Below are 23,935 nucleotides of genomic sequence, written 5' to 3'. Positions count from 1 at the left end.
CCGTTGATCGACAAGGTGCTGGTGATCAAGTCCGAACGCCGCCTGCAACTGATGAGCGGCGACACCTCGATGAAGAGCTACCGCATCTCGTTGGGCAAGCAGCCCACCGGTGCCAAGCTGCGCGAGGGCGACAAGCGCACGCCCGAGGGGCTGTACTGGCTCGACTGGCGCAAGGTGTCCGACCGTTACAACCTGGCCATCCACGTCTCCTACCCCAATGTCAGCGACTCGGCCCGTGCCCGCCGCGAAGGGGTGAAGCCGGGCAGCATGATCATGATCCACGGCACCCCGGACAGTGCGGACTACCCCGAGGCGCTGTTCCACACCCTGGACTGGACCGAAGGCTGCATCGCCATGACCAACCGCGACATGCGCGAAGTATGGAACCTGGTCAGCGACGGCACGCTGATCGAGATTCGGCCCTGACCGAGCGTGCCCCTTCCCCGGCTCCTACCTGCCGCCCCCACAAACCTGCAGGAGCCGGCCTTGCCGGCGAAAAAGCGCCCACTGGCGAATCACCAGTTGAAGGACCACCGCACCGCGTGCTCTCCGGCCTGCAGCCACTGCCCGCCGACCAGCACCGGATACAGTGCCGCCCCCTGCTCCACCTGCCCTTGCAGCGTACCGCCTGCCACCCCCGCGTCCAGCGCCAGGTGGTGCTGACCCGCCGCCGCCAGTCGCGCCGATAGCCGCCAGCCTTCGTTGCACACCACGCGCACCTCGCCGCGCCCCAGGGCCAGCGTCCATGGCGCCACCAGGGCCAACTGATCCGCCACCAGCGCACCCTGCCCGCTCACGCACCGCGCGCCACGCCCACTCAGTGCCAGTTGCCCCGACCACTCACCCCCCAGGCGATACGCCGAAGCCACACAGCTGGCCGGCCCCTGCGGCATGACGCTCGCTTGCCAGTCCCACGGCCAGCCGCGCAATACCAGCCCCCAGCGCTGGCCCTGATACCCTGCCTGCACCTGCACCGCCCACGGGCGCACCTGCCAGCTCAACGGGCCAACGTCGCCGATCCGCCCGGCCTGCCCCTGCCACACGCTACCGGCCACGTCCTGCGCAGGCCACGGCGCAGCCTTGAACAACCAGCGCGCCGGCAACCCCGCCAGCAACGTCAGGCAGAACACCAACAGCATCCACCCCAACCTCCTGCGGCTCATCGCGCCAGCACCAGATCGAAACTCAGGCCCGACGGCGCCTGCTCCAGCCCCCATTGAAGCGGCTGAACGCCTTCACGCTGCAAGCTCAGCAACCACGCCTGAAGCCGCCGCTCGTCCTTGACCTGGCCGCGCACCTGCCACCCCGCGTCAACCGGCTGCACGTCGCTGAGCACGAGCTGCTGCGCCGCAGCCGACTGCTGCAATCGCTCCAGCGTCACCTCGGCGCCTGAGTGCATGGCCGTCGCCGAGGCGGCCAGTTCGCGCCACTGCGAAAGCTCGCGCCATTGGCCAAGGCCCTCGCGCACCACCAGGCTCAACAGCAAGAGGGCCACTGCGGTCCAGGCCAGCGGCATCAACCAGCGCCGTGCGGTGACGCTGCTCATGCTCCTGCCCCCAGGTCGAACACCAGTTGCACGGCATCTGCCGTGGCCGGCTGCACCGCCACCTGCGCCCCGGCACTGGCGGCCATGGCAGCCCACGGCGTGTCCGACGGTGCCTGCGCACCCTGCAACTGCAAGGTCCAGCGTGTGCCATCAAAGCGCGCACGCTGCAGCCGCCAGCCAGGCTGCGCCGAAAGCCACTGCACCATGGCGCCCTGCAATGCCTCCAGCTGGCGCAGTCGCAGGTTGCGCTCATCCCGCGTCTGGCGCTCGCGCTTGAGCCACTGCGTAGCCTGGCGCGGGGTACTCAGCGGCCCGGTCACGGCCACCACCTGCGCCTTGTACAGCGTGGCCTGGCGCCACTGCAGGCCGAGCCACAGGCCACACCACACCACACCCAGCACGGCGCAGGCCATCGCCAGGCGCCGTTGCCCCTGTGCCAGGTGCGGTCGCGCGCGGGGCGTGCGGCGCAGCTCGAACAGGCCGGGCAGACGTTCCAGCGCCGCCAGCGACGCCGGCCACGCGCCCTCGAATGCCTGCACCTGCCTGTCGCACCACACCGGCGGCGGGGTTGCCCCCAGCGCCGTCGGCCAGGCCAGCCACGCCTGGCGCCGGTCGGCGCCGCAACTCTTGAACAGGCTCAGGTCCGGGCTGCGTCGCCAGCACCAGGCATCGCCGGGGGCAAGCTCCGGCAGCAGCTGGAACTCCGCCCAGCAGCGCTCGACCTGCAGGCCCCAGCCCTGGCAAGCCTGCAACCAACCCGCCAGGCGTTGCCGGTCAATCACCGCCAGCTCAAGCCATCCCGAACCTCGCGACACACAACCGACATGGATCGCCTCGGCTGGCTGCAACACGCGATCTTCAAGCAGCAATGGCCACTCTTCACGCTTGAGACCCGGCGGCGCCTGCAAATGGAAGTGCGCGCATTCACTGCCCGGCACCACCAGCGCCACGCGACCGGCACCTTCCGGCGGTTGCCCGTGCCCCGCGCGCAGCACCTCACCGGCCCGCACCTGCAGCCAGCTCCAGCCGGCCTCATCGGGGCGCACCAACAACCACGACCCAGGCTGGCGCCGTCGCCAGTATCGAATGTCAATCATTGGCTCTCCGGCAGGGCAAACGTACACACATAGGGGGCTCCATCACGCTGGAACTCGAGCCGTACACCACGATCGGGCGCAGCGCGTTCGGCAGAGGGCCAGGCCAGCCAACGGCTGCCCTGGCGAAATTCGAAAACGGGGCTGGACACCCCCGCCAGGCTGTCGCGCAGCACCCAGTGCGGGCGCTCGACGGCATACAGGTCGGCAGAGGTCTCCAGCAGCAGGCGTGCATCGCGCCGGTCATAGCGCAGGCGTTGGCGCTGCAAGCGCGAGCCGCCTTCGGCCGCCGGCCACGCCGCCAGCGCCACCCATTGCAGCTGCAACTCGGCAGGCTGCCAGTCCAGCCAGTTCAAGGCCAGGGGCAGGCGCTGCTCGTACAACTGGCGCAGCACCGTGGCGTCGAAGCGGCGCTCCAGCCCGAGGCAGAAGCTCAGCACCGGGCTCGCCTGCGGCGCTTGGTCGAGTCGCTCACGTACGCTCAGCCAGCCATTGACCAGCGCCGCCAGCAGCACGCCCAGTACAGCGGTCAGTGCCAGCGCCACCAGCAGTTCGAGCAGGGTCAGGCCCTGCTGCCTGCGCCTCACGGGCGCACCAGAAACAGGCGGTATTGACCCAGCGGCTCACGTTCATCGCGGTCGGCAAACAGGCGCAGTTCGCCACCGCGCAGGTTGCGCACGCCGGTGGAACCCAGTTGCAACCGCCAGTGGCAGGTGCCCGGCCCCTGACGCAGCTCGCCGCTACTCAGTGCCTGCGCCGGCCAGTACTGCTCCACCACAAAGCGCGCCTGCAGTTCCCGGGCACACAGGCTGCCCAGCCAATGCTGCTGCACGCCCTGCTGCACCACCAGGCGCTGACGCAGTACCTGGCTGCTGATGATCGCCATGGTCGCGGCGATGCCCAGGGCCACGCTCACTTCGAGCAGAGTGAAACCACGCTGGCGAGCCTTCATGGCACGTTCACCACCTGCAGGCCGGCAGCATGACGCCAGTGCCAGCGCTGCCGGCCCTCGGCCCAGCGCCACTCCAGCCTCACCGGTCGGGCCAGCCCGGAGGGGGTGAACATCACCCGTGGCGTGCTGCCCGCAGGCCAGTCCGGGCGCAGCCCGGCCGGCCACTCGCCCAGCGCCACCGGCTCCACCTGCCACTGGTCGCCCTCGACCAGGCGCACGAACTCGGGCCGCTGCCCGTTCCAGCGCAGGCCGCGCACCTGCCCGCCATGCAGGGCCAGGTCGGCCTGCGCCCGCGACGCCGCGGCCAGGCGCTCCAGGGCCTGGTGCAAAGGCGCCTTGGCACCGTCGAGCGAGGCCACCGCCAGGGCGCTCATCAACCCGGCGATGGCGATCACCACCAGCAGTTCCAGCAGGGTGAAGCCACGCTGGGCCGGCATGCCTAGAGGTCCCAGTTACCGATGTCGGCATCGATCCCCTCGCCGCCCTCCACCCCGTCGGCACCCAGCGAATAGATGTCGATGCGCCCATGCTGCCCCGGCGCCCGGTACTGGTACGGTGTGGCCCACGGGTCCTGCGGGAGCCTGCGAATATAGCCATCGGCCCGCCAGGCACGCGGCACCGGCTCGGCCTGCGGCTTGCTCACCAGGGCCGACAGCCCCTGCTCGGCGGTGGGGAAGCGCAGGTTGTCGAGGCGGTACATGTCCAGCGCCTGCTCCAGGCTCGACAGGTCGGCCATCACCTTCTGCTTCATGGCCTTGTCCTGGCTGCCCAGCACACTGGGCGCCACCAGCGCGATCAACAGGCCGATGATGAAGATCACCACCATGATTTCCATCAGGGTGAAGCCGTGCTGGCGGGAACGTCGTGTCTGCATGGTAGTGCTCCTATTAAAGTGTGAGGCCCTGGTTGAGCTGCATGATCGGCAACAGCACCGCCAGCACGATGAACAGCACCACCGCGCCCATGACCAGGATCATCAGCGGCTCGAACAACGCCATCACGGTGTCGACCTGACGGGCAAAGCCGCGCTCCTGGTTGTCGGCCACGCGCTCGAGCATGTCGGGCAAGGTGCCGCTGGCCTCGCCGCTGGCGACCATGTTCAGCAGCATCGGCGGGAACTGCCCGCTGGCATCCAGCGCGCGGTGCAGGCTGACGCCGCCTTGCACATCGACCTGCACCCGCTCCAGCGCCAGGCGAATGCGTCGGTTTTCCAGGGTGGCGGTGGCCACCTGCAAGGCTTCGAGCAGCGGTACCCCGCTGCCGACCAGAATCGCCAGGCTGCGCGACAGCCGCGCGCTTTCCAGCACCCGCAGCAGCGCACCCACGCGCGGCAGGCGCAACAGCAGGTCGTCACGGCGCAGGCACCAGTGCGGCCGACGCAGCAGCCGCGCCGCGCCTGCCGCCCCCAGCACCGCGGCGCCCAGCAGCCACGGCCCGGCCAGCAACAGCGCTTCGCTGGCGCCGATCAGCAGGCGCGTGATCAACGGCAGGCTCTGCCCGGAATGGGCGAATTGTTCGGTCAGCCTGGGCACCACGAAGCTCATCAGGCCGACCACCACCGCCAGCGACACCCCCATCAGCACGCACGGGTAGATCAGCGCGGTACGCGCCTTGTGCTGCTGGCGCTGCACCTGCTCAAGGTGGTCGGCCAGGCGTTCCAGCACCTGGGCCAGGCGCCCCGAGCGTTCGCCGGCCTCGACCAGCGCGCAGTACAGCGCTGAAAACACCCCGCCCTGGCGTGCCAGGCTGCGGGCCAGGCCCAGCCCCTCTGCCAGCGCGCCGCGCACCCCCACCAGCAGATTGCGCAGGGCCGGCTCCACCAACTGCCGCTCAAGGGTGGCCAGGGCATCCACCAATGCAATGCCGGCCCCTGTCAGCGTGGCCAGTTGCCGGGTCAGTTCACACAGCTGTGCGCGGCTCACGCGCTGGCGCCGTGGCAACACCTGCGCGTTGCCCTGCACCTGCAACTGGCGCGCGAACAGCCCCTGTTCGCGCAGCAACTGGCGGGCATGGCGCTCGCTTTCGGCCTGCAGGCTGGCCTTGAGGGTGCGCCCGGCGAGGTCAACGGCCTGGTATCGGTAGGTCGGCATGGCTCAGCCCTGCACCGCGCGCAGCACTTCGGCCAGGCTCGTCTGGCCCTGGCGCAGGCACTCGCTGGCCATGCCGGCCAGGCTCTGGCGCCGGCCCTGCAGATGCGCCTGCATGGCCACCTCACTGGCCCCGTCATACAGCAGGCCGATCAGCCCGGCGTCCAGCTCGATGAACTCATACAGCCCCAGCCGGCCGCGATAGCCGCTGCCCTGACACTGTGCGCAGCCCACTGCGTGATAACTGTGCTCAAGCTCGACCAGCTCCGGCCACAACGCCCGCTCGGCCGCCTGCAATGGCTGCGCCACGGCGCAACTGCACAGGCGCCGCACCAGGCGCTGGGCCATGACCCCGCGCAGGCACGAGGCAATCAGAAAAGGCTCCACGCCCATGTCGCGCAGGCGCGTCACCGCGCCCACCGCACTGTTGGTGTGCAGGGTCGAAAGCACCAGGTGGCCGGTGAGGCTGGCCTGCACCGCAATCTGCGCGGTTTCGCGGTCGCGGATTTCGCCAAGCATGATCACATCCGGGTCCTGACGCAGAATCGCGCGCAAACCGCTGGCAAAGGTCAGACCGGCACGCGGGTTGATGGCGGTCTGGCCGATGCCGGTGATGGCGTACTCCACCGGGTCCTCGACGGTGAGGATATTGCGGCTGCCGTCGTTCAGGCTGTTGAGGCTGGCGTACAGCGTGGTGGTCTTGCCCGAACCGGTCGGGCCGGTGCTCAGCACGATGCCGTTGGGTCGCCCCAGGCAGGCGCGCAGGCCCGCCTCGACGGCACCGGGCATGCCCAGGTTGCCCAGCGAGAGCAGGCTGGCCTGCTTGTCGAGCACGCGCATCACCACTCGCTCGCCGTGGATACCCGGCAGCGTCGAGACACGTACGTCGACCTCGCGCCCACCCGAGCGCAGGGTGATGCGCCCGTCCTGGGGCTGGCGCTTCTCGGCGATGTCCAGGCGCGCCATGACCTTGATCCGCGACACCAGCATGGCCGACAGCGCACGTGGCGGGCGCAGCACCTCGCGCAGGTGGCCGTCGACCCGCAGGCGCACCACCAGGCTCTGCTCGAAGGTTTCCACATGGATGTCCGAGGCCTGCTGACGCAGCGCCTCGCCGAACAGCCCGTTGATCAGGCGGATCACCGGGGCTTCGTCATCGCTTTCGAGCAGGTCCTCGACCCGCGGCATCTCGCTGATCAGGCCGTCCAGGTCGACCTGTTCGCCAATGCCCTCGATCAGCGCCGCCGTGGCGTTCTCGCCGGCCTGGTACAACTGGCCCAGGCGCGTGTCGAACTCCCCCGCGTCGAAATGGCACACGGTCTGGGGCGCGCCATACACCCGCAGCAGCTCGTGCAACTGGTCGCTGTCGACATCCGGGCGCAGCCACAGGCTCCAGCCGTCGGCGCCAGGCGCCATGGCCAGCCCGCCCTGGCGCGCCAGGCGATAGGGCAGCAACGGCTTCACCAGGTGCCCTCGTCCAGGCGCTGGCGGCTGGCCGGGAACACCCGCAGCAACTCGCTGCCATCGGCCAGGCTGGGCAGGGCAAGCGGCGTGGTCTGTTGCAGGCTGCGGTATTTTTCGCTGCTGAGGCTGGTCAGGCTGGCCCCGTCACGCAGGATCCGCGGGCGGATGAACACCATCAGGTTCTGCTTCACGCCACGGCTGGCATCGGAGCGGAACAACCGGCCCAGACCGGGGATATCCCCCAGAAACGGCACCTTCTGATGGCTGGAGGTGACCTCGTCGCTGATCAGCCCGCCGAGAATGATCAGGCCGTTGTCCTCGACCATGACCTTGGTCTTGATCTCGCGCTTGTTGGTGATCACGTCGCTGGCCGCAGCGGTGTCGGCAATCGACGAGACCTCCTGCACGATGTCCAGGCGCACGGTGTTGTCACTGTTGATCTGCGGCTTGATGCGCAGTTTTACACCGACCTCCTTGCGCTCGATGGTCTGGTAGGGGTTGGTGTTGTCCTGGGTTACCGAGCCGGTCACGAAGGGCACTTCCTGGCCGACCAGGATCGACGCCTCGGCGTTGTCCAGGGTCAGCAGGGTCGGGGTCGACAGCAGGTTGAAGCCACTGTTGCTCTTGAGTGCATTGACCAGCATGGCGAAGTTGAAGCCGCCGCCGAAGTTGCCGATGCCGGCCGTCACGCCGTTCACGCCCGACAACAGTTTGCCCAGCGCCGCGTTGTCGCCGCTGGCCACGGCCCCGGCAATGCCGGTGATGCTGGCACCGCCGGTACCGAAGTTGACCGCGCCGGCACCGAATTTCTCGTCGGCGAACAGCCACTGCACGCCCAGCTCCTGGGCCCGCGAGTCGGACACTTCGGCGATGATCGCCTCGACCACCACCTGCGCACGGCGGATGTCCAGTTGCTCGACGATGGTGCGGTAGGCCGCCAGCTCGCTGTCGGGCCCGACCATGACCACGGCGTTGGTACCCTCCTCGTATTCCAGGCGAATGCCCGAAAGGTTGACCGGCACGGGCGCCTTGGCGTCCTTGTCAGCTTCGCCCGGCGCAGCGCCGGCATCCTGGCTGAGGCTGCGCAGCACCTTGACCACCTCGCCGGCATTGGCGTGACGCAGGTAGATCACCTGGGTGTTGGAGCTACGCAATGCGTCGCCGGGGCGGTCCAACTGCGCCAGCAAGGCACGCACGCGCTCGCGGCTGTCGGCACTGCCGCGCACCAGCAGGGCATTGCTGCGCGGATCGGCGACCACCTGGGCACTGTCGGCGCCCTGCTCGCGGGCCAGCAGGCGGGTGATCAACTGACCGGTATCGCTGGCGCTGGCATGGTGCAGCGGCATCACCTGCAGCGGCTCCTCGCTGACCTGATCGAGCTGGCGCAGCAGGCTGTCGATGCGCTCCAGATTGCTGCGCCAGTCGGTCACCACCAGCAGGTTGGCGGCCGGGTACGGCGTGATCACCCCCACACGGGGGTCGATCAGCGGCTTGAGGATCGCCAGCATCTGTTCGCTGGCGGCGTTGCGCACGTTGAACACCCGGGTGGCGATGCCATCGCTGCCGGCCTGGGCCTTGCGCCCGCTCTCGACGGGCACCGGCTCCAGCCGCGCCGCCTGATCGGGCACGATCTTCACGCTGCCGTTGGGCAGGTCCACTGCAGCAAAGCCCTGGGCCCGCAGCTGGGCCAGGAAGATATCGTAGATCGCCTCGCTGTCGTGACGGTCCACCGTACGTACCGTGACCTTGCCTTTTACCCGCGGGTCGACGATGAACGTGGTCCCGGTGATGCGCGACACGCTGTCGATGAACTCGCCCAGGTCGGTGTCGACGAAATTCACCTCGTACAGCGGTGTACCGTCTTCGTCCGCTACCGCTTCGGGCTCGTCGAACGCCCAGGCCAGGTTGAGCCCCAGGGCCAGTACGCCAGCCACGCAGAATCTTGCGATCATCCCTTCATCCTTGGCGCTTGAAGCCGGTCACGGCGGGCCGTGGCGGCCAGGGCAAGCGCTCGCGCCGCCCCTGGTTGTCGAAAATCAGGCCATCGTCATCGATGTCCTGCAGCACGATGCCCGGTGCCAGGCGCTGGCCGCGAACGTAGGTACGCACCGCCTGCTCGTAGCGCAGCACTACCACTGTGGCGCTGGCGGGCACGGCCTTGAGGCCGCCCAGGTAATGCACGGGCAAGCGCGTGAGCGGCAGCGCGTCACTGGCCGGCGGCGCCTGCCAATGCCCGACCAGCAGGCCGGGCAGCGCAGCCGGTTCGGCCTCTGCGGCCGGCGCCGGCAGCGGCTCGCGGGCGGCCAGCAGCACGCACTGCGCAGCCAGCCAGCCGGCCAGGCTCAACAGCACGCCGTCGAGCACGCGGCCCGGGCTGATCAACTGGCCAGCCCGCGCGGGTGCCAGCCAGGGTGGCCCTGGACGTAACGCACCTGCGGCAGGGCCAGCGGCGGCAATTGCCAGCCCGGTGGCTGCTGCACCAGCCATGCTTCCACCCGCTGCCACAGTGGCTCGCCGGCGTCGCTGTCGAATTGCAGGCCGAAGGTGCGGCACTGGCCATCCTGTGCGGCTACCCCGGAGACCCGTTTGCCGCCCGGGCTGTAGCTGACCTGCCAGGGCGCGCCAAACCAGCGCGGCAAATCCTGGCTGTTGTCGAGCAGCAGCGGCGTGCCGAACAGTTGCTCGGCAGCGTTTTCCAGTACCTGCTGTACCTGGCGTGCCGGCACCTGCACCACCGGGGCCGGGTAGCTGCCGGTGAGGCTGATCAGGTGTTCGCGGGTGATCGGCTGGCCGGCCGCCAGCGGGCTGTCGTAGCGCAGCCCCGGCAACAGCACCGGTGCCCCGCTGTCATCGGCCAGCGCCTGGTGGAGCAGGTTGTCCCAGCTGCCGCCACGGGTATCGCGTCGCCACAGGTTTTGCGGTGCCTGCGCCAGGGGTTGGTCGAGCCAGGCGGCATGCCCGGCGCGCTGTTGCTGCAACTGCGCGCGCAACGGCTCGACCCGCGCGCGGGCAGCCGGCGTGAGGCGGTGTTCGAAGGCGGGATGAAACTGCGCGGTGAACTGCCAGCGCCCGTCGCGATGCAGGCAGTTCACCGCGAACACGCCGCTGGCACGGTTGCCGGCCAGCAGCACCGGCACCTGCTTGCCGCTGGCCTGCAGTACCGAAACAGGCTGCGGCCACAGGTCCTGGCCACGGGCGCACAGCAGCAGGTCGGCGTCGTTCAGACGCTCGGCCAGCCACAGCCCGGGGCCGGTGCCCACGTCCGCCAGGGCGATCACCAGGTCCGCCGCCTGGCGTGCCTGTTCGAAGGCCGGCAGCAGCGCCTGATACCACTGTTTGAGGGATGCGTTCTGGTCGCGGGCGTACGGGTCGGTAATGCCGACCACCGCCACCCGCACGCCGCCGCGGTGCAGCACAGTGAAGGCCGGCGTGCCCAGGGCCTGGGCGCGTTCGGGGGCCAGCCCCGCACCAAGCACGGCCTGACCGTACTGGCGATACAGGCCGGCGCACTGGCGCGGCCACAGCACCCGCTCATCGCTGCTCACGCGTACCTCGCTGCCCAGCATCCGGCTGCCCTGCACGCCACTGGCGCCCTGGGTCAGGTAGGCCAGGCCACTGCCGTTCCAGCCCTGGCCATTTTCCAGGGTCAGGCAGTTGCCCCGCCCCGCCGCCTCGCGCAGCTGTTCGAGCAGGGCACCCAACACCGCATACCCGCCGGTCTGTACGCCTTCGGCAAGGCTGGCGTCGAGCAGCGGGTTGAGCTCGGCACGCCCCTGGCGGGCATTGATACCGCTCATCCACGGTGCCTGGCCAAGGTGGCTCACCGGCCCCAGGCGCGTCGCCGGCACCACGGGCATGCCGGGCTGGCGCGCATCCAGGGTGTCGGCGAAATACAGCAGCTCCACCGTGCCGGCCTCTGCCGTCGACGGCGTGGCCAGGCTGGAACAGGCGGTCAGCAGCGGCGCCATTGCGCCAACGCCCATCCAGCCCAACACATCGCGTCTGTACATGCTCGCCATCTACTCCATCGCCCTCGGGCTGATCAACTGTCGCAGCGGATAGTGCGGCGAGGGGATTACAGTTTGATGGCAGTTATTCGACAGGGCGTACAAAACCCCATCCAAATCAAATGGTAAGGATTCATTTCCTTAAAGGTCTGTTCACAAAACTGCCAATCAATCATCACACTCGCTCTCTACAGTGCCGGTTTCCGTAGAAGCCACTTCACCCAACAAGGATATGAAGAGATGAGTCGAGACACCGGCGACAACCTGGACCGCAACACCAGTGGCAACCTGCCAATGGCGACTGTCCTGGATGCCTACCTGAGCCGCCGCAGCGTGGTGCGCGGCAGCCTCGGTGCCGCGATCGCGATGATTGCAGGGACAGGCCTGAGCGGCTGCTTCGACAGCGGCGGGGGCTCGAGCCACAAGCCGACCCCTCCGGTGGAACCCGAGAAACCGAAACTCAAGCTGGGCTTCAACTCCATCGCCGGTTCGCGCACCGACGCCTGCGTGGTCGCCGACGGCTACAGCGCCTACGTGCTGGCGCCTTGGGGTACACCGCTGAACAGCGCGGGCAACCCGTGGAAAAGCGACGGCACCAACACTGCCGCCGACCAGGCCAACGCCATGGGCATGCACCATGACGGCATGCATTTCTTCCCCATCAACGGCAGCTCCGACGACGGCCTGCTGGCGATCAACTTCGAGTACATCGATGCCGACGCCCTGCACCCGGCCGGCCCGACCGTGGACGGCAGCGGCAAGCGCCCGGCCGAGGAAGTGCGCAAGGAAATCAACGCCCACGGTGCCGGCGTGGTGCGCCTGAGCAAGGTCAACGGACGCTGGCAAGTGGTCGACAACGACCCGCTCAACCGCCGATTCACCACCGCCACGCTGATGGACCTGGCCGGCCCGCTGCGCGGCAGCGACCACGTCAAGACCGTGTTCTCCAACACCGGTACCCAAGCCCGCGGCACCAACAACAACTGTGGCAATGGCTTCACCCCGTGGGGCACCTACCTCACCTGCGAAGAGAACTGGCCAGGAATTTTCGTCAACACCAGCGGCGCCGTGCCGGACGATCAGCGCCGCATCGGGGTGAGCACCAGCAAGGGCAACTACGCCTGGGAAAGTGCTGCCGGCGATGCCAGCGAAGTGGACGGCGAGTTCACCCGGTTCATTCTTGACCCCACCGGCGCGACGGCCACCGACGACTACCGCAACGAAGCCAGCACCTACGGCTACATCGTCGAGATCGACCCCTATGACGCCAGCACCCGTGCGGTCAAGCGCACCGCCCTGGGGCGTTTCCGCCATGAAGGCTGCTGCCCGGCGCTGCCGGTAGCCGGCAAGCCGGTGGTGTTCTACATGGGCGACGACTCCAACAACGAGTACCTCTACAAGTTCGTCTCCACCGCCCTGTGGGACACCGCCGACGCCAACCCGAGCAACCGCCTGGCTACCGGTGCCAAGTACATGGACGACGGCAAACTGTACGTGGCGCGCTTCGACGCCGACGGCAGCGGCCACTGGCTGTTGCTGGACGTCGCCACCACCACCAAGGCCGGCACCACCCTGGGCGCGCTGTACACCGACCTGCCGGGCATCATCCTCAACACCCGTGGCGCCGCCGATGCCCTGGGCGCAACGCCTATGGACCGTCCGGAGTGGACCACGGTCAACCCGCTCAACGGCGACGTGTACCTGACCCTGACCAACAACAGCAAGCGCACCCCGGCCACTGTCGACAACGCCAACCCGCGCGGGCCGAACAAGCATGGCCACATCATCCGCTGGCACGACAGCGACGACCACCTGACCTTTACCTGGGACATCTTCGTGTTCGGCGCCAACGCCGCCGGCAGCGCCGACATCAACCGCTCGGGGCTGACCGAACTCAACCAGTTCGCCAGCCCCGACGGGATGAGCTTCGATAGCCGCGGCATCCTGTGGTTCCAGACCGACAACGGCGAATCGACCCTGACCGACTACACCAACGACCAGATGCTGGCGGTGATCCCCACCGACCTGGTCGATGCCAGCGGCAAGCAGGTGCCGATCAATGCCCAGAACCAGGTCGACCTGCGCCGCTTCTTCGTCGGCCCCAACGGCTGCGAGGTGACTGGCATCGCCTTCACGCCGGACAACAAGTCGATCTTCGTCAACATCCAGCACCCGGAGAACTGGCCGTCGACCGACGTCGCAACCTCCGTCACCCCCGCCGGCACCACCGTGCGCCCACGCGCCTCGACAGTGGTGATCCAGCGCAACGATGGCGGTGAAATCGGCGTCTAGACCCGACCGGCACCGCTGCCCTTACCAGGGCAGCGATTCGCGCCGGGTTACCCGCACCTGCTGCACCGGCACCAGGGCATGCCACTGCACCACGCCACGGGCATGTACCTGGTACTGGCTGCGCAGCACGTGAGCGTCCTGCTCGATCTCCAGCTGCAACAGAAAGTCCCCGCTGTTGAGCAACAACCCCTCACTCAAGCGTTCGAAGGTCGCATCGTCCAGCGCACCGAGTGCCTGGCGCAAGGCGCCGGCATCCCGGTAGCCGGTGGCCGGGCGTGCAGTGACCACCCGGCTCAGCAGTGAGCGGCTCATCCTTCCCTCATACAGCGCCTCCAGCAACGGCAACTGTTCAAGGCTCAGCGCATTCGCATTGAGCCGCCAGTGCGTGGTTTCGGGCAACGCACACAGCTGCGGGTAACGGGCCTGGCGTTGCGGGTCGGGGCCCAGCAGCAGGTTCAACTCGCTCATGTCCAGCATCAGCTGATTGGCCGCCAGGCGCGGCGGCGACTGGCGCAGGTAATGATCGTTCTCGGCGCCCTCGCGACGCGCCTGGTGATCGCTGTCGATCCAGTCGGCCAGGGCCTGGGCCAGCTGGGCGGCGGCCATGTCGCCGCCCAGCAGGTACTGCAGTTGGCGTTCGGCACGCTCGGCATCCTCGCCCACCAGGCTGTTGACGTTGAAACAGGTGTGCAGGTCGCGGATGCGCAGGGTCGCCGAACCGCCGTCGAACGCATACGGCAGCGCCTGGCCACGCAGCGCCTGCCAGAACAGCGGGCTGGCACGCCAACTGGGGTCTTGCAGGGCCTGCTCGGCAAAGGCCAGCCCGGCCCGCTCCAGCCCGCGCGCCTGCACGCGCTGCTGCACCAGGCGCACCGCATCGACCTGGGCGCGCCCCTCCTGTACCAGCCATGCCAGGCCACCGGCGATCATCGCCAGCACCACCAGCACCATCAGCAATGCCGCGCCCTGCTGTCGCTTGCCACCCATCGTCACGCTACCTCTGCCAAAGAGCGGCCAGTCAACACGGCGGATGTTTCAGGCACATGGCAAAGGCGTTGCCCGTCACCTTTGCGTCATAAAGCGCAGGCAGGATAAACCCTTCTTTTTCATGACCTTGGAGTGCTTCACATGGGCGGTATCGGGATCTGGCAACTGGTTATCGTGTTGATGATCGTGTTCATGCTGTTCGGCACCAAGCGCCTCAAGGGCCTGGGCGCGGACGTGGGCGAGGCGATCCAGGGCTTTCGCAAATCCATGGGCAACGGCCCGCAGGCCGACACCCCGGACGCCCCTGCCCCGGTGCAGCAGGTACAGCAGGGGCAACCGGAACAACGCAGCTGATGTTCGAGATCGGCTTTACCGAACTGCTGCTGGTGGGCGTGGTGGCGCTGCTGGTGCTGGGCCCCGAACGCCTGCCGGTGGCGATGCGCACCGTGGGGCGTGGCGTGGGCCAGGCCAGGCGTGCCATGGGGGCGCTGCGTGCACAGGTGGAGCGTGAGCTCGACACCCAGGCACTGACCCAGGAGCTGGATGCCGAGCCACTGCGGCGTCTGGAACAGGAACTGCGCCAGGGCGTGAACCTGCAGGCGCAGCCGACCCCGACTTCGACCAATGGACCCTGCCCATGACTGATACCCAAGCGGGCATGCCCCTGACCGCCCACCTGACCGAACTGCGGCGGCGCCTGGTGCGCTGCCTGCTGGCCGTCACGCTGGTGTTCCTGGGTTTGTTCCCGTTCGCCCAGACCCTCTATACCGCCGTATCCGAACCCTTGCGCCGTTACCTGCCCGAAGGCGCGAGCATGATCGCGACCAGCGTGACTTCGCCGTTCCTGGCGCCCTTCAAGCTGACCCTGATGGCTGCGCTGTTCGTCGCCATGCCGGTGCTGCTGCACCAGGTGTGGGGGTTCGTGGCACCGGGGATGTACCGCAAGGAACGGCGCATCGCCTTGCCATTGCTGGTATCGAGCATCGTGCTGTTCTATGCCGGCATGGCCTTCGCGTTCTTCGTGGTGTTTCCGATGATGTTCGGTTTTTTTGCCAGCGTGACCCCGGCCGGGGTGTCGATGATGACCGACATCAGCCTGTACCTGGACTTCATCCTGGCGCTGTTTCTGGCGTTCGGGCTGGCGTTCGAGATACCGGTGGCCACCTTCATCGTGGTGTGGGCGGGGGTGACGGATGTGGCGACACTGCGCAAGAGCCGGCCTTACGTGATCGTCGGATGCTTTGTGGTGGGCATGCTGCTGACCCCGCCGGACGTGTTTTCACAGACCTTGCTGGCGGTGCCGATGTGGATACTGTTTGAAGTGGGGTTGCTGGCGTGTGCGGGGGTGCAGCGCAAGCAGGAACAGACGATGGAGGTTGCCTGATCGGAGCTCTTCACCGGCAAGGCCGGCGCCTACAGGGTGTTGCGTCGCACATGAACCCTGTAGGAGCCGGCCTGCCGGCGAAGAGGCAGACCTGCCAATCAGAAATCAGCGAGCTGCCAGACCTCGTAGGCCGGGGTCTCGTAGGGGTGGCTCGCCTTCAGGGCCGCGACTACCGGCCCCACCAGCGCATCGTCCACCACCAGCTCGACCCGCCACTCCTCGACCTGCTCGACCACCCCGCTCTGCCCGATGAACGGCTGGCTGCCGCTCAACGGACGGAACTGGCCCTGGCCCAGCACCTGCCACGCACAGCTGTCGTAGGCGCCGATGCGTCCGCCACCGGCGGCGAACACAGCGGCCTTGACCTGCTCCACATGGCTGGGCGGCACGAAGAAGGCGAGTTTGAACACCCTCAGTTCACCCAGGCCCGCGCGTTGCGGAACATGCGCATCCAGGCGGCGTCTTCGTTCCAGTCATCCGGGCGCCACGAGTTCTGCACCGCACGGAATACCCGCTCAGGGTGCGGCATCATGATGGTGACGCGCCCGTCGCGGCTGGTCAGGCCGGTGATCCCGCGCGGCGAACCGTTCGGGTTGGCCGGGTAGGTCTCGGTGACCTTGCCGTGGTTGTCGACGAAACGCAGGGCCACGCAACCGGACAGGTCGGCTTCCAGCAGTGCCTCTTCGCTGGCGAACTCGGCATGCCCTTCACCGTGCGCGATGGCGATCGGCATGCGCGAACCGGCCATGCCCTGCAGGAAGATCGAGTTGGACTCCTGCACCTGGACCATCGCCACGCGCGCCTCGAACTGCTCGGAGCGGTTGCGCACGAAGTGCGGCCAGAACTCGCTGCCCGGGATCAGCTCGTGCAGGTTGGACATCATCTGGCAACCGTTGCACACACCCAGGGTGAAGCTGTCGCTACGCTCGAAGAAGCCCTGGAAGGCGTCGCGGGCGCGGCTGTTGAACAGCGCCGACTTGGCCCAGCCTTCACCGGCACCCAGCACGTCACCGTAGGAGAAGCCGCCGCAGGCAACCATGCCCTTGAACTCGTTCAGGTCGACGCGACCGGCGAGGATATCGCTCATGTGCACGTCGATGGCGTTGAAGCCGGCACGGTCGAACGCCGCGGCCATTTCCACCTGGCCGTTGACGCCCTGCTCGCGCAGTACCGCCACCTGTGGGCGAATGCCCTTCTTGATGTAAGGCGCCGCGATGTCGTGGTTGACGTCGAAGCCCAGCTTGACGCTCAGGCCCGGGTTGTCTTCCTCGAGCAGGCCGTCGAACTCCTGGTCGGCGCAGTCGGCGTTGTCGCGCAGGCGCTGGATCTGGTAGCTGGTCTCGGCCCACTGGCGCTGCAGCAGGCGGCGGTCGCCGGTGAACAGCACTTCGCCGTTCAGGCTGATGGCCACGTCGGCACAATTGACCGGCTTGCCGATCACCGCCACGCAGTCTTCGCCAAGGCCGGCGGCGCTGAACTGGGCCAGCACGTCCGGGGTGGCGTCCTGGCGCACCTGGATCACCGCACCCAGCTCTTCGTTGAAGAGGATGGCCGCGACTTTCTCGCGCTTGCCGGTCAGGGTGTCCAGTTCCAGGTTCAGCCCGCAATGGCCGGCGAAGGCCATTTCCAGCGCGGTGGCCAGCAGGCCGCCGTCGGAGCGGTCGTGGTAGGCCAGCAGGTGACCGTCGGCGTTCAGGCCCTGGATCACCGCGAAGAACGCCTTGAGGTCTTCGGCGTCGTCGACGTCCGGTGCCTGGCTGGCGAGCTTGCCGTGGGTCTGGGCCAGGATCGAGGCGCCCATGCGGTTCTGGCCGCGACCCAGGTCGATCAGGATCAGGTCGGTTTCGCCCTTGTCCATGCGCAGTTGCGGGGTCAGGGTCTTGCGGATGTCGGTAACCGGGGCAAAGCCGGTCACGATCAGCGACATCGGCGAGGTCACGGTCTTCTCGCGACCTTCATCTTCCCAGCGGGTCTTCATGGACATCGAGTCCTTGCCCACCGGAATGGTCAGGCCCAGCTCGGGGCACAGTTCCATGCCCACGGCCTTGACCGCGTCGTACAGGCGCGCGTCTTCACCGGGGTGGCCGGCAGCCGACATCCAGTTGGCCGACAGCTTGATGTCGGACAGCTTGCCGATGCGCGAGGCCGCCATGTTGGTCAGGGTCTCGCCGATCGCCATGCGCCCGGACGCCTGGGCGTCGAGCAGGGCCAGCGGGGTGCGCTCGCCCATGGCCATGGCTTCGCCGGTGTACACGTCGAAGCTGGTGGCGGTGACGGCCACGTCGGCCACCGGGACCTGCCATGGACCGACCATCTGGTCGCGGGCGACCAGGCCGGTGATGGTGCGGTCACCGATGGTGATCAGGAAGTTCTTGCTGGCCACGGCCGGGTGGCGCAGCACGCGCTGTACCGAGTCGGCGAGGTCCAGGGTGCTCGGGTCGAAATCGTCGCCCAGCTCGGCTTCGCGGCTGACCGAACGGTGCATGCGCGGGGCCTTGCCCAGCAGCACTTCCAGCGGCATGTCCACCGGGCTGTTGCCGAAGTGGCTGTCGGTGACGGTCAGTTGCGGTTCGGCAGTGGCTTCGCCGACCACCGCGAACGGGCAGCGCTCGCGTTCGCAGATGGCGGTGAAACGCTCCAGGTCCTTGGCGTCGACCGCCAGCACGTAGCGTTCCTGGGACTCGTTGCTCCAGATTTCCAGCGGCGCCATGCCCGGCTCGTCGTTGGGCACGTTGCGCAGCTCGAAACGACCGCCACGGCCGCCGTCGTTGACCAGCTCGGGGAAGGCGTTGGACAGGCCGCCCGCGCCGACGTCATGGATGAACGCGATGGGGTTGGCATCGCCCAGCTGCCAGCAGCGGTCGATGACCTCCTGGCAGCGGCGTTCCATTTCAGGGTTTTCGCGCTGTACCGAGGCGAAATCGAGGTCGGCAGAGCTGGCGCCGGTGGCCATCGACGAGGCAGCACCGCCGCCCAGGCCGATCAGCATGGCCGGGCCGCCGAGCACGATCAGCTTGGCGCCGACGGTGATCTCGCCCTTCTGCACATGGCCTTCGCGGATGTTGCCCATGCCGCCGGCGAGCATGATCGGCTTGTGGTAGCCGCGCACTTCTTCGCCATGGGGGGTGTTGATCGACTGCTCGAAGGTACGGAAGTAACCGGTCAGTGCCGGGCGCCCGAATTCATTGTTGAACGCCGCGCCGCCCAGCGGGCCTTCGATCATGATGTCCAGCGCGGTGACGATGCGCTCCGGCTTGCCGTAGGGCTTTTCCCACGGCTGTTCGAAGCCCGGGATCTGCAGGTTGGACACGGTGAAGCCGGTGAGGCCGGCCTTGGGCTTGGCGCCGCGACCGGTGGCACCTTCGTCGCGGATCTCGCCGCCGGAACCGGTAGAGGCCCCCGGGAACGGCGCGATGGCGGTCGGGTGGTTGTGGGTCTCGACCTTCATCAGGATGTGCACCGGCTCCTGCACCGCGCCGTACTGGCGGGTTTCAGGGTTCGGGAAGAAGCGCCCGGCGGTGGAACCGACGATCACCGAGGCGTTGTCCTTGTAAGCGGACAGCACGCCTTCGCTGTGCATCTGGTAGGTGTTCTTGATCATGCCGAACAGGCTTTTTTCCTGGCTCTGGCCGTCGATATCCCAACTGGCGTTGAAGATCTTGTGGCGGCAGTGCTCGGAGTTGGCCTGGGCGAACATCATCAGTTCGATGTCGTGCGGGTTGCGCTTGAGGCCCTGGAAGCTGGTGACCAGGTAGTCGATCTCGTCTTCGGCCAGGGCCAGGCCCAGCTCGACGTTGGCTTTTTCCAGCGCGGCGCGGCCACCGCCGAGGATGTCGACGGCGGTCAGCGGCTTGGGTTCGGCATGGCTGAACAGGCCGGCGGCCTCTTCGAGCCTGCCCAGCACGATCTGGGTCATGCGGTCGTGCAGCAGCTCGGCAACGGCGGCCACATCGGCCTCGCTCAGTTCACCGCCGACATAGAAGGCAGTACCACGCTCCAGGCGCTTGACGTTCTCCAGGCCGCAGTTGTGGGCGATGTCGCTGGCCTTGCTCGACCAGGGCGAGATGGTGCCGAAACGCGGCATGACCAGGAACAGGCGACCGCTGGGCTCCTGTACCGGCACGCTCGGGCCGTACTTGAGCAGGCGCGCGAGCACATGCTGTTGGTCGGCACTCAGCTCGCCGTCAACCTCGGCGAAATGGGCGAATTCAGCGTACAAACCACTAACAGCGGGGACTTTCTGGCTCAGTTGCTCGAGTAATTTACCGTGGCGAAAGGCAGAAAGGGCAGGAGCGCCGCGCAGGATCAACATCGTCGGGACAGCCTCAGGAAGGGGGTGTGCTTAGAGGCCGTGCATTCTAGCCTAAACCGCCGCCGACGGCACCCGAAACGCTGCATCGGCGACAGGCCGAATGTCGGCAAGCCGACAAGAGTGCTTCACGAGATGACAAAAACCCGTCCCGACGCGGTTTTATCGGGCTGTGCTAGCAGACAAGCCGGATGTTGTCGAGATATGGCGCGGCAGGTCCTTTGCGTATACTGCACCCTATGTTTGCCCAGACTGCTTTGCGCCAGCGTTGTGCCAAATGGCTCATCGCAACCGGACTCTTCCTGATGCTCGGTGCCTGTGTTGAAAAACCCAGCACCCTGGAGCGTGTCAAGGAGGACGGCGTGCTGCGCGTGATCACCCGCAACAGCCCGGCCACCTACTTCCAGGACCGCAACGGCGAAACCGGCTTCGAGTACGAGCTGGTCCAGCGCTTTGCCGACGACCTGGGCGTGAAGCTGCAGATCGAGACCGCCGACAACCTCGACGACCTGTTCAACCAGCTCGGCCAGCCGAACGGCCCGGTGCTGGCGGCAGCGGGCCTGGTAAGCAGCGAGCAGCGCAAGCAGCAGGTACGTTTTTCCCACCCGTATCTCGAAGTCACCCCGCAGATCATCTACCGCAACGGCAAGCCCCGCCCCACCGACGCCGGCGACCTGGTCGGCAAGCGCATTCTGGTACTCAAGGGCAGCAGCCATGCCGAACAGCTGGCAGAGCTGAAAAAACAGTACCCGGCCCTGCAATATGAAGAATCCGACCAGGTCGAGGTGGTCGACCTGCTGCGCATGGTCGACGAGGGCCAGATCGACCTGACCCTGGTCGACTCCAACGAAGTGGCGATGAACCAGGTGTACTTCCCCAACGTGCGGGTCGCCTTCGACCTGGGCGACGGGCGCGACCAGCGCTGGGCGGTGGCGGCCGGCGAAGACAACAGCCTGCTCAACGAAATCAACGAATTCATCGACAAGGTGCACAAGAACGGCACCCTGCAACGGCTCAAGGACCGCTACTACGGCCACGTGGACGTGCTCGGCTATGTCGGCGCCTACACCTTCGCCCAGCACCTGCAGCAGCGCCTGCCGCGCTACGAGAACCACTTCAAGACCTCGGCCAAGAAGGAACAGGTGGACTGGCGCCTGCTGGCGGCGATCGGTTACCAGGAGTCGATGTGGCAGGCCGAGGTCACCTCCAAGACCGGCGTGCGCGGGCTGATGATGCTGACCCAGCGCACCGCCCAGGCCATGGGCGTGTCCAACCGGCTCGACCCGCGCCAGAGCATCGAGGGCGGGGCCAAGTACTTCATGCATGTGAAGAAGGAGCTCGATGACGACATCGAGGAGCCGGACCGCACCTGGTTTGCCCTGGCCGCCTACAACGTGGGCAGCGGCCACCTGGACGATGCACGCAAGCTGGCCAAGCGCGAGGGGCTGAACCCGAACAAGTGGCTGGACGTGAAGAAGATGCTGCCGCGCCTGTCGCAGAAGCAGTGGTACAGCAAGACCCGCTACGGCTATGCCCGTGGAGGCGAGCCGGTGCATTTCGTGGCCAACATCCGGCGCTACTACGACATCCTGACCTGGGTGACCCAGCCGCAGCTGGAGGGCAGCCAGGTGGCCGAAGGCAACCTGCATGTGCCGGGGGTCAACAAGACCAAGCCGGCCGACGCTTCGCCGCCGCTCTAGTTTGCAGCGCCTGTATCGCGGGTCAAGCCCGCTCCCGCAACAACGGGGGAGCGGGCTTGACCCGCGATGGTCACACCACGGTTATCAGGCCTTGGCCCGCCGAGCCCTGAAGAACTCGGTCAGAATCGCCCCGCACTCCTCGGCCAGCACCCCACCCTCGAACAGCACCCGGTGGTTCAGAAACCCCTGGGTAAAGAATTGCCCCTGGCTCTGCACGATCCCGGCCTTGGGCTCCAGGGCGCCGAACACCACGCGGTTGACCCGCGAATGCACGATCAGCCCGGCGCACATGCTGCACGGCTCCAGCGTCACATACAGCGTGCTGCCCGGCAGCCGGTAGTTGCTGGCCGCCTGCGCCGCCGCGCGAATGGCCACCATTTCGGCGTGCGCGCTGGGGTCGCTGCCGCTGATCGGGCAGTTGAAGCCTTGCCCGATCACCTCGCCGTGCTGCACCAGCACCGCGCCCACCGGCACCTCGCCCAATGCAGCCCCCTGCGCCGCCAGCTCCAGCGCCAGGCGCATGAAGTGCTGGTCGCGGCTGCGGTCGATGATCTGCGGCTGACGCATCACGCCACCTCGATGGCGGCCATCAGGCCGGTTTCCATGTGATCGATCACGTGGCAATGGAACATCCAGGTGCCGGGGTTATCCGCCACCAGCGCCACCTGCGCCCGCTCGTTCTTGCCCAGCAGGTAGGTGTCGGTGAAGTACTGCTCCGGGATCTTGTGGCGATTGGAGCTGAGCACCTTGAAACTCATGCCGTGCAGGTGGATCGGGTGCTGGTACTGGGTCATGTTCTTGAGCTCGAAGATGTAGCTCTTGCCCTTCTTCAAGGTGGCAATCGGCCGGTCGGAACAGGTCTTGTCGGTGATGTCCCAGGCCTGCCCGTTGATCTGCCACAGGCTTGGCGGCTTGCCGTTCTCGGTATTGACCGACACCGAGCCTACCCACTCGAAATTGAAGTTGATCTTCTCGGCGTTGGCCAGGTCCGGCTCGGCGATGGGGTTGGCCGGCAGCGCCGGTGGCCAGTCGCCCGGTGCCTCGCTGCTGGCCACCGAACGCAGGGTGCCCAGGCGCACCGAGCCGTCGCGCAGCGACAGCTCCTCACCGGCTGCCGGCATGCGGATGGCCAGGCAGATGCGCATGCCGGGGCCCAGCCAGTAGTCCTTGCCCAATGGGCGCGGGGTGATCGGGTTGCCATCCAGCGCATAGATACGCGCCTCGAAGTCGCCCTTGAGATTGATGCGGTAGGTCAGGGTGTTGTCCAGGTTCAGCAGGCGCACCCTCACGATCTGCCCGGCGGGCATTTCCACCACCGCGTCGGGCTGCCCGTTGATGGTGATCAGGCGCCCTGCGGTACCGCCACGGGCCGCTTCGCGCGGCACGCTGAACTCGACGAAGTTGCCCTGCTCGTCCACGTGCCAGTTCTTCAGGCTCAGGGTGCGCTCGTGCTTGAAACCGGTGGGCTCGCGCTCCTCCACGATCAGCGGGCCGACCAGGCCGCGGCCCAGCTCTTCGCTGCTGTTGACGTGGGGGTGGTACCAGAAGCTGCCGGCATCCGGCACGCGGAACTTGTAGTCGAAGTACTCGCCCGGCAGCACCGGCAGCTGCGACACGTAGGGCACGCCGTCCATTTCCAGCGGCAGGCGGATACCGTGCCAGTGGATGGTGGTGGCCACCGGCAGGTGGTTGATGAACCGCACCCGCAGCCACTGCCCCTGGCGCACCCGTAGCTCGGTGCCCGGCGCGGACGGGCCGAACGCCCAGGCCTGGGTGGTGTGCCCGGCCACCAGCTCGACGTCCAGCGGCGCGGCGATCAGTTCATAGTCATGCCCGGCCTGCTCGTCCTCGACCTTGCCCATCCAGTAACGTGCGGCGCCCCCGGCGCCCAGGCCAACCACCACCAGGCCAGTCAGCCCCTTGAGCATTTGTCGACGGGTAAAGGACATCGGAACAGGCACCTCGTATCGCGAAAACAGCCTGCCAGCCATGACCGGGCTGGCGGTAAGGGCGAATACGATACACCTGCATTTGCGAAACTTTAAGTGAAGAGTTGCCCCGGCAGCGGCACACGATGCCGCACCCACCCGCGCAGCACTATCTACCGCACCTG

23 protein-coding genes are annotated in these 23,935 nt (G+C 67.4%); 6 read left to right on the top strand and 17 right to left on the bottom strand.

Annotated elements, in window-relative coordinates:
• The coding region (locus JZZ72_RS16610) for a L,D-transpeptidase family protein (protein ID WP_210014723.1) at positions 1-426 on the top strand (426 nt) is incomplete at its 5' end.
• An 89-nt stretch (positions 427-515) separates the two neighbouring features.
• On the opposite strand, the gene JZZ72_RS16605 is transcribed toward JZZ72_RS16610, so the two are convergent.
• From JZZ72_RS16605 to JZZ72_RS16550, 12 genes are read right to left on the bottom strand one after another with little or no spacing between them, the layout of a single operon-like run.
• A complete protein-coding gene (locus tag JZZ72_RS16605) occupies positions 516-1,139 on the bottom strand; it encodes a general secretion pathway protein GspN (protein ID WP_210014722.1) in 624 nt (207 codons plus the stop codon).
• Between the two features lie 20 nt (positions 1,140-1,159).
• The gene (gene gspM / locus JZZ72_RS16600) at positions 1,160-1,546 is read right to left on the bottom strand and encodes a type II secretion system protein GspM (protein ID WP_054915041.1); all 387 of its coding nucleotides are present in this window, start codon (positions 1,544-1,546) and stop codon (positions 1,160-1,162) included.
• Entirely contained in the window at positions 1,543-2,643 is a 1,101-nt protein-coding gene (locus JZZ72_RS16595) for a type II secretion system protein GspL (RefSeq protein WP_213085937.1), read from the bottom strand. The genes gspM and JZZ72_RS16595 overlap by 4 nt, the downstream gene beginning before the upstream one ends.
• Positions 2,640-3,227 carry a prepilin-type N-terminal cleavage/methylation domain-containing protein gene (locus JZZ72_RS16590; protein ID WP_043860624.1) on the bottom strand — a complete coding sequence of 196 codons (588 nt, stop codon included), beginning with the start codon at positions 3,225-3,227 and terminating at the stop codon, positions 2,640-2,642. The genes JZZ72_RS16595 and JZZ72_RS16590 overlap by 4 nt, the downstream gene beginning before the upstream one ends.
• Positions 3,224-3,592 (bottom strand): type II secretion system protein, encoded by a 369-nt coding sequence (locus tag JZZ72_RS16585; protein WP_054915043.1) that lies wholly within the window; start codon positions 3,590-3,592, stop codon positions 3,224-3,226. The genes JZZ72_RS16590 and JZZ72_RS16585 overlap by 4 nt, the downstream gene beginning before the upstream one ends.
• Entirely contained in the window at positions 3,589-4,029 is a 441-nt protein-coding gene (gspH, locus tag JZZ72_RS16580) for a type II secretion system minor pseudopilin GspH (protein ID WP_058541462.1), read from the bottom strand. The genes JZZ72_RS16585 and gspH overlap by 4 nt, the downstream gene beginning before the upstream one ends.
• A gap of 2 nt (positions 4,030-4,031) precedes the next feature.
• Positions 4,032-4,466 carry a type II secretion system major pseudopilin GspG gene (gene gspG, locus JZZ72_RS16575; protein WP_043860627.1) on the bottom strand — a complete coding sequence of 145 codons (435 nt, stop codon included), beginning with the start codon at positions 4,464-4,466 and terminating at the stop codon, positions 4,032-4,034.
• Positions 4,467-4,479: 13 nt separating this feature from the next.
• Positions 4,480-5,682, bottom strand: a complete 1,203-nt coding sequence (gene gspF / locus JZZ72_RS16570) for a type II secretion system inner membrane protein GspF (protein WP_043860628.1) — start codon at positions 5,680-5,682, stop codon at positions 4,480-4,482.
• A 3-nt stretch (positions 5,683-5,685) separates the two neighbouring features.
• The gene (locus JZZ72_RS16565) at positions 5,686-7,134 is read right to left on the bottom strand and encodes a GspE/PulE family protein (protein WP_078480108.1); all 1,449 of its coding nucleotides are present in this window, start codon (positions 7,132-7,134) and stop codon (positions 5,686-5,688) included.
• A 5-nt stretch (positions 7,135-7,139) separates the two neighbouring features.
• A complete protein-coding gene (gene gspD, locus JZZ72_RS16560; RefSeq protein WP_116053021.1) occupies positions 7,140-9,095 on the bottom strand; it encodes a type II secretion system secretin GspD in 1,956 nt (651 codons plus the stop codon).
• A 4-nt stretch (positions 9,096-9,099) separates the two neighbouring features.
• A complete protein-coding gene (locus JZZ72_RS16555) occupies positions 9,100-9,522 on the bottom strand; it encodes a pilus assembly protein PilZ (RefSeq protein ID WP_373874901.1) in 423 nt (140 codons plus the stop codon).
• On the bottom strand, positions 9,522-11,162 hold the full coding sequence (locus JZZ72_RS16550) for a bifunctional UDP-sugar hydrolase/5'-nucleotidase (protein ID WP_210014721.1): 1,641 nt from the start codon (positions 11,160-11,162) through the stop codon (positions 9,522-9,524). The genes JZZ72_RS16555 and JZZ72_RS16550 overlap by 1 nt, the downstream gene beginning before the upstream one ends.
• A gap of 228 nt (positions 11,163-11,390) precedes the next feature.
• Between JZZ72_RS16550 and JZZ72_RS16545 the strand changes: the two genes are divergently transcribed.
• The gene (locus JZZ72_RS16545) at positions 11,391-13,442 is read left to right on the top strand and encodes a PhoX family protein (RefSeq protein ID WP_043860633.1); all 2,052 of its coding nucleotides are present in this window, start codon (positions 11,391-11,393) and stop codon (positions 13,440-13,442) included.
• A gap of 21 nt (positions 13,443-13,463) precedes the next feature.
• Here the strand turns inward: JZZ72_RS16545 and gspK are convergent, their stop codons facing one another.
• Positions 13,464-14,429, bottom strand: coding sequence for a type II secretion system minor pseudopilin GspK (gene gspK, locus JZZ72_RS16540; protein WP_210014720.1), 966 nt, complete (start codon positions 14,427-14,429; stop codon positions 13,464-13,466).
• A 141-nt stretch (positions 14,430-14,570) separates the two neighbouring features.
• Between gspK and tatA the strand changes: the two genes are divergently transcribed.
• The 3 genes from tatA to tatC are packed head-to-tail and all read left to right on the top strand — an operon-like array spanning position 14,571 to position 15,813.
• The gene (tatA, locus tag JZZ72_RS16535; protein WP_043860635.1) at positions 14,571-14,783 is read left to right on the top strand and encodes a twin-arginine translocase TatA/TatE family subunit; all 213 of its coding nucleotides are present in this window, start codon (positions 14,571-14,573) and stop codon (positions 14,781-14,783) included.
• Positions 14,783-15,070, top strand: a complete 288-nt coding sequence (gene tatB, locus JZZ72_RS16530) for a Sec-independent protein translocase protein TatB (RefSeq protein WP_078480098.1) — start codon at positions 14,783-14,785, stop codon at positions 15,068-15,070. Before tatA ends, tatB begins: the two co-directional genes overlap by 1 nt.
• Positions 15,067-15,813, top strand: coding sequence for a twin-arginine translocase subunit TatC (gene tatC / locus JZZ72_RS16525; RefSeq protein ID WP_054915052.1), 747 nt, complete (start codon positions 15,067-15,069; stop codon positions 15,811-15,813). The genes tatB and tatC overlap by 4 nt, the downstream gene beginning before the upstream one ends.
• 98 nt (positions 15,814-15,911) lie before the next feature.
• On the opposite strand, the gene JZZ72_RS16520 is transcribed toward tatC, so the two are convergent.
• A complete protein-coding gene (locus JZZ72_RS16520) occupies positions 15,912-16,223 on the bottom strand; it encodes a Nif3-like dinuclear metal center hexameric protein (RefSeq protein WP_054915053.1) in 312 nt (103 codons plus the stop codon).
• A gap of 2 nt (positions 16,224-16,225) precedes the next feature.
• On the bottom strand, positions 16,226-20,125 hold the full coding sequence (gene purL, locus JZZ72_RS16515; protein ID WP_043860639.1) for a phosphoribosylformylglycinamidine synthase: 3,900 nt from the start codon (positions 20,123-20,125) through the stop codon (positions 16,226-16,228).
• A gap of 236 nt (positions 20,126-20,361) precedes the next feature.
• Here purL and mltF point away from each other — a divergent pair, with 236 nt between their 5' ends.
• The gene (gene mltF, locus JZZ72_RS16510) at positions 20,362-21,822 is read left to right on the top strand and encodes a membrane-bound lytic murein transglycosylase MltF (RefSeq protein ID WP_043860640.1); all 1,461 of its coding nucleotides are present in this window, start codon (positions 20,362-20,364) and stop codon (positions 21,820-21,822) included.
• Positions 21,823-21,906: 84 nt separating this feature from the next.
• On the opposite strand, the gene tadA is transcribed toward mltF, so the two are convergent.
• Both tadA and JZZ72_RS16500 read right to left on the bottom strand, forming a co-directional pair.
• Positions 21,907-22,389, bottom strand: coding sequence for a tRNA adenosine(34) deaminase TadA (gene tadA, locus JZZ72_RS16505; protein WP_054915054.1), 483 nt, complete (start codon positions 22,387-22,389; stop codon positions 21,907-21,909).
• Complete coding sequence (locus JZZ72_RS16500) at positions 22,389-23,771, bottom strand: multicopper oxidase family protein (RefSeq protein WP_043860642.1); 1,383 nt, start codon at positions 23,769-23,771, stop codon at positions 22,389-22,391. Before JZZ72_RS16500 ends, tadA begins: the two co-directional genes overlap by 1 nt.
• Positions 23,772-23,935 lie beyond the last annotated feature (164 nt).

This window comes from Pseudomonas palmensis, from assembly GCF_017848315.1.
Lineage (GTDB): Bacteria > Pseudomonadota > Gammaproteobacteria > Pseudomonadales > Pseudomonadaceae > Aquipseudomonas > Aquipseudomonas palmensis.
This window is presented reverse-complemented; position numbering and strand designations above follow the sequence as displayed.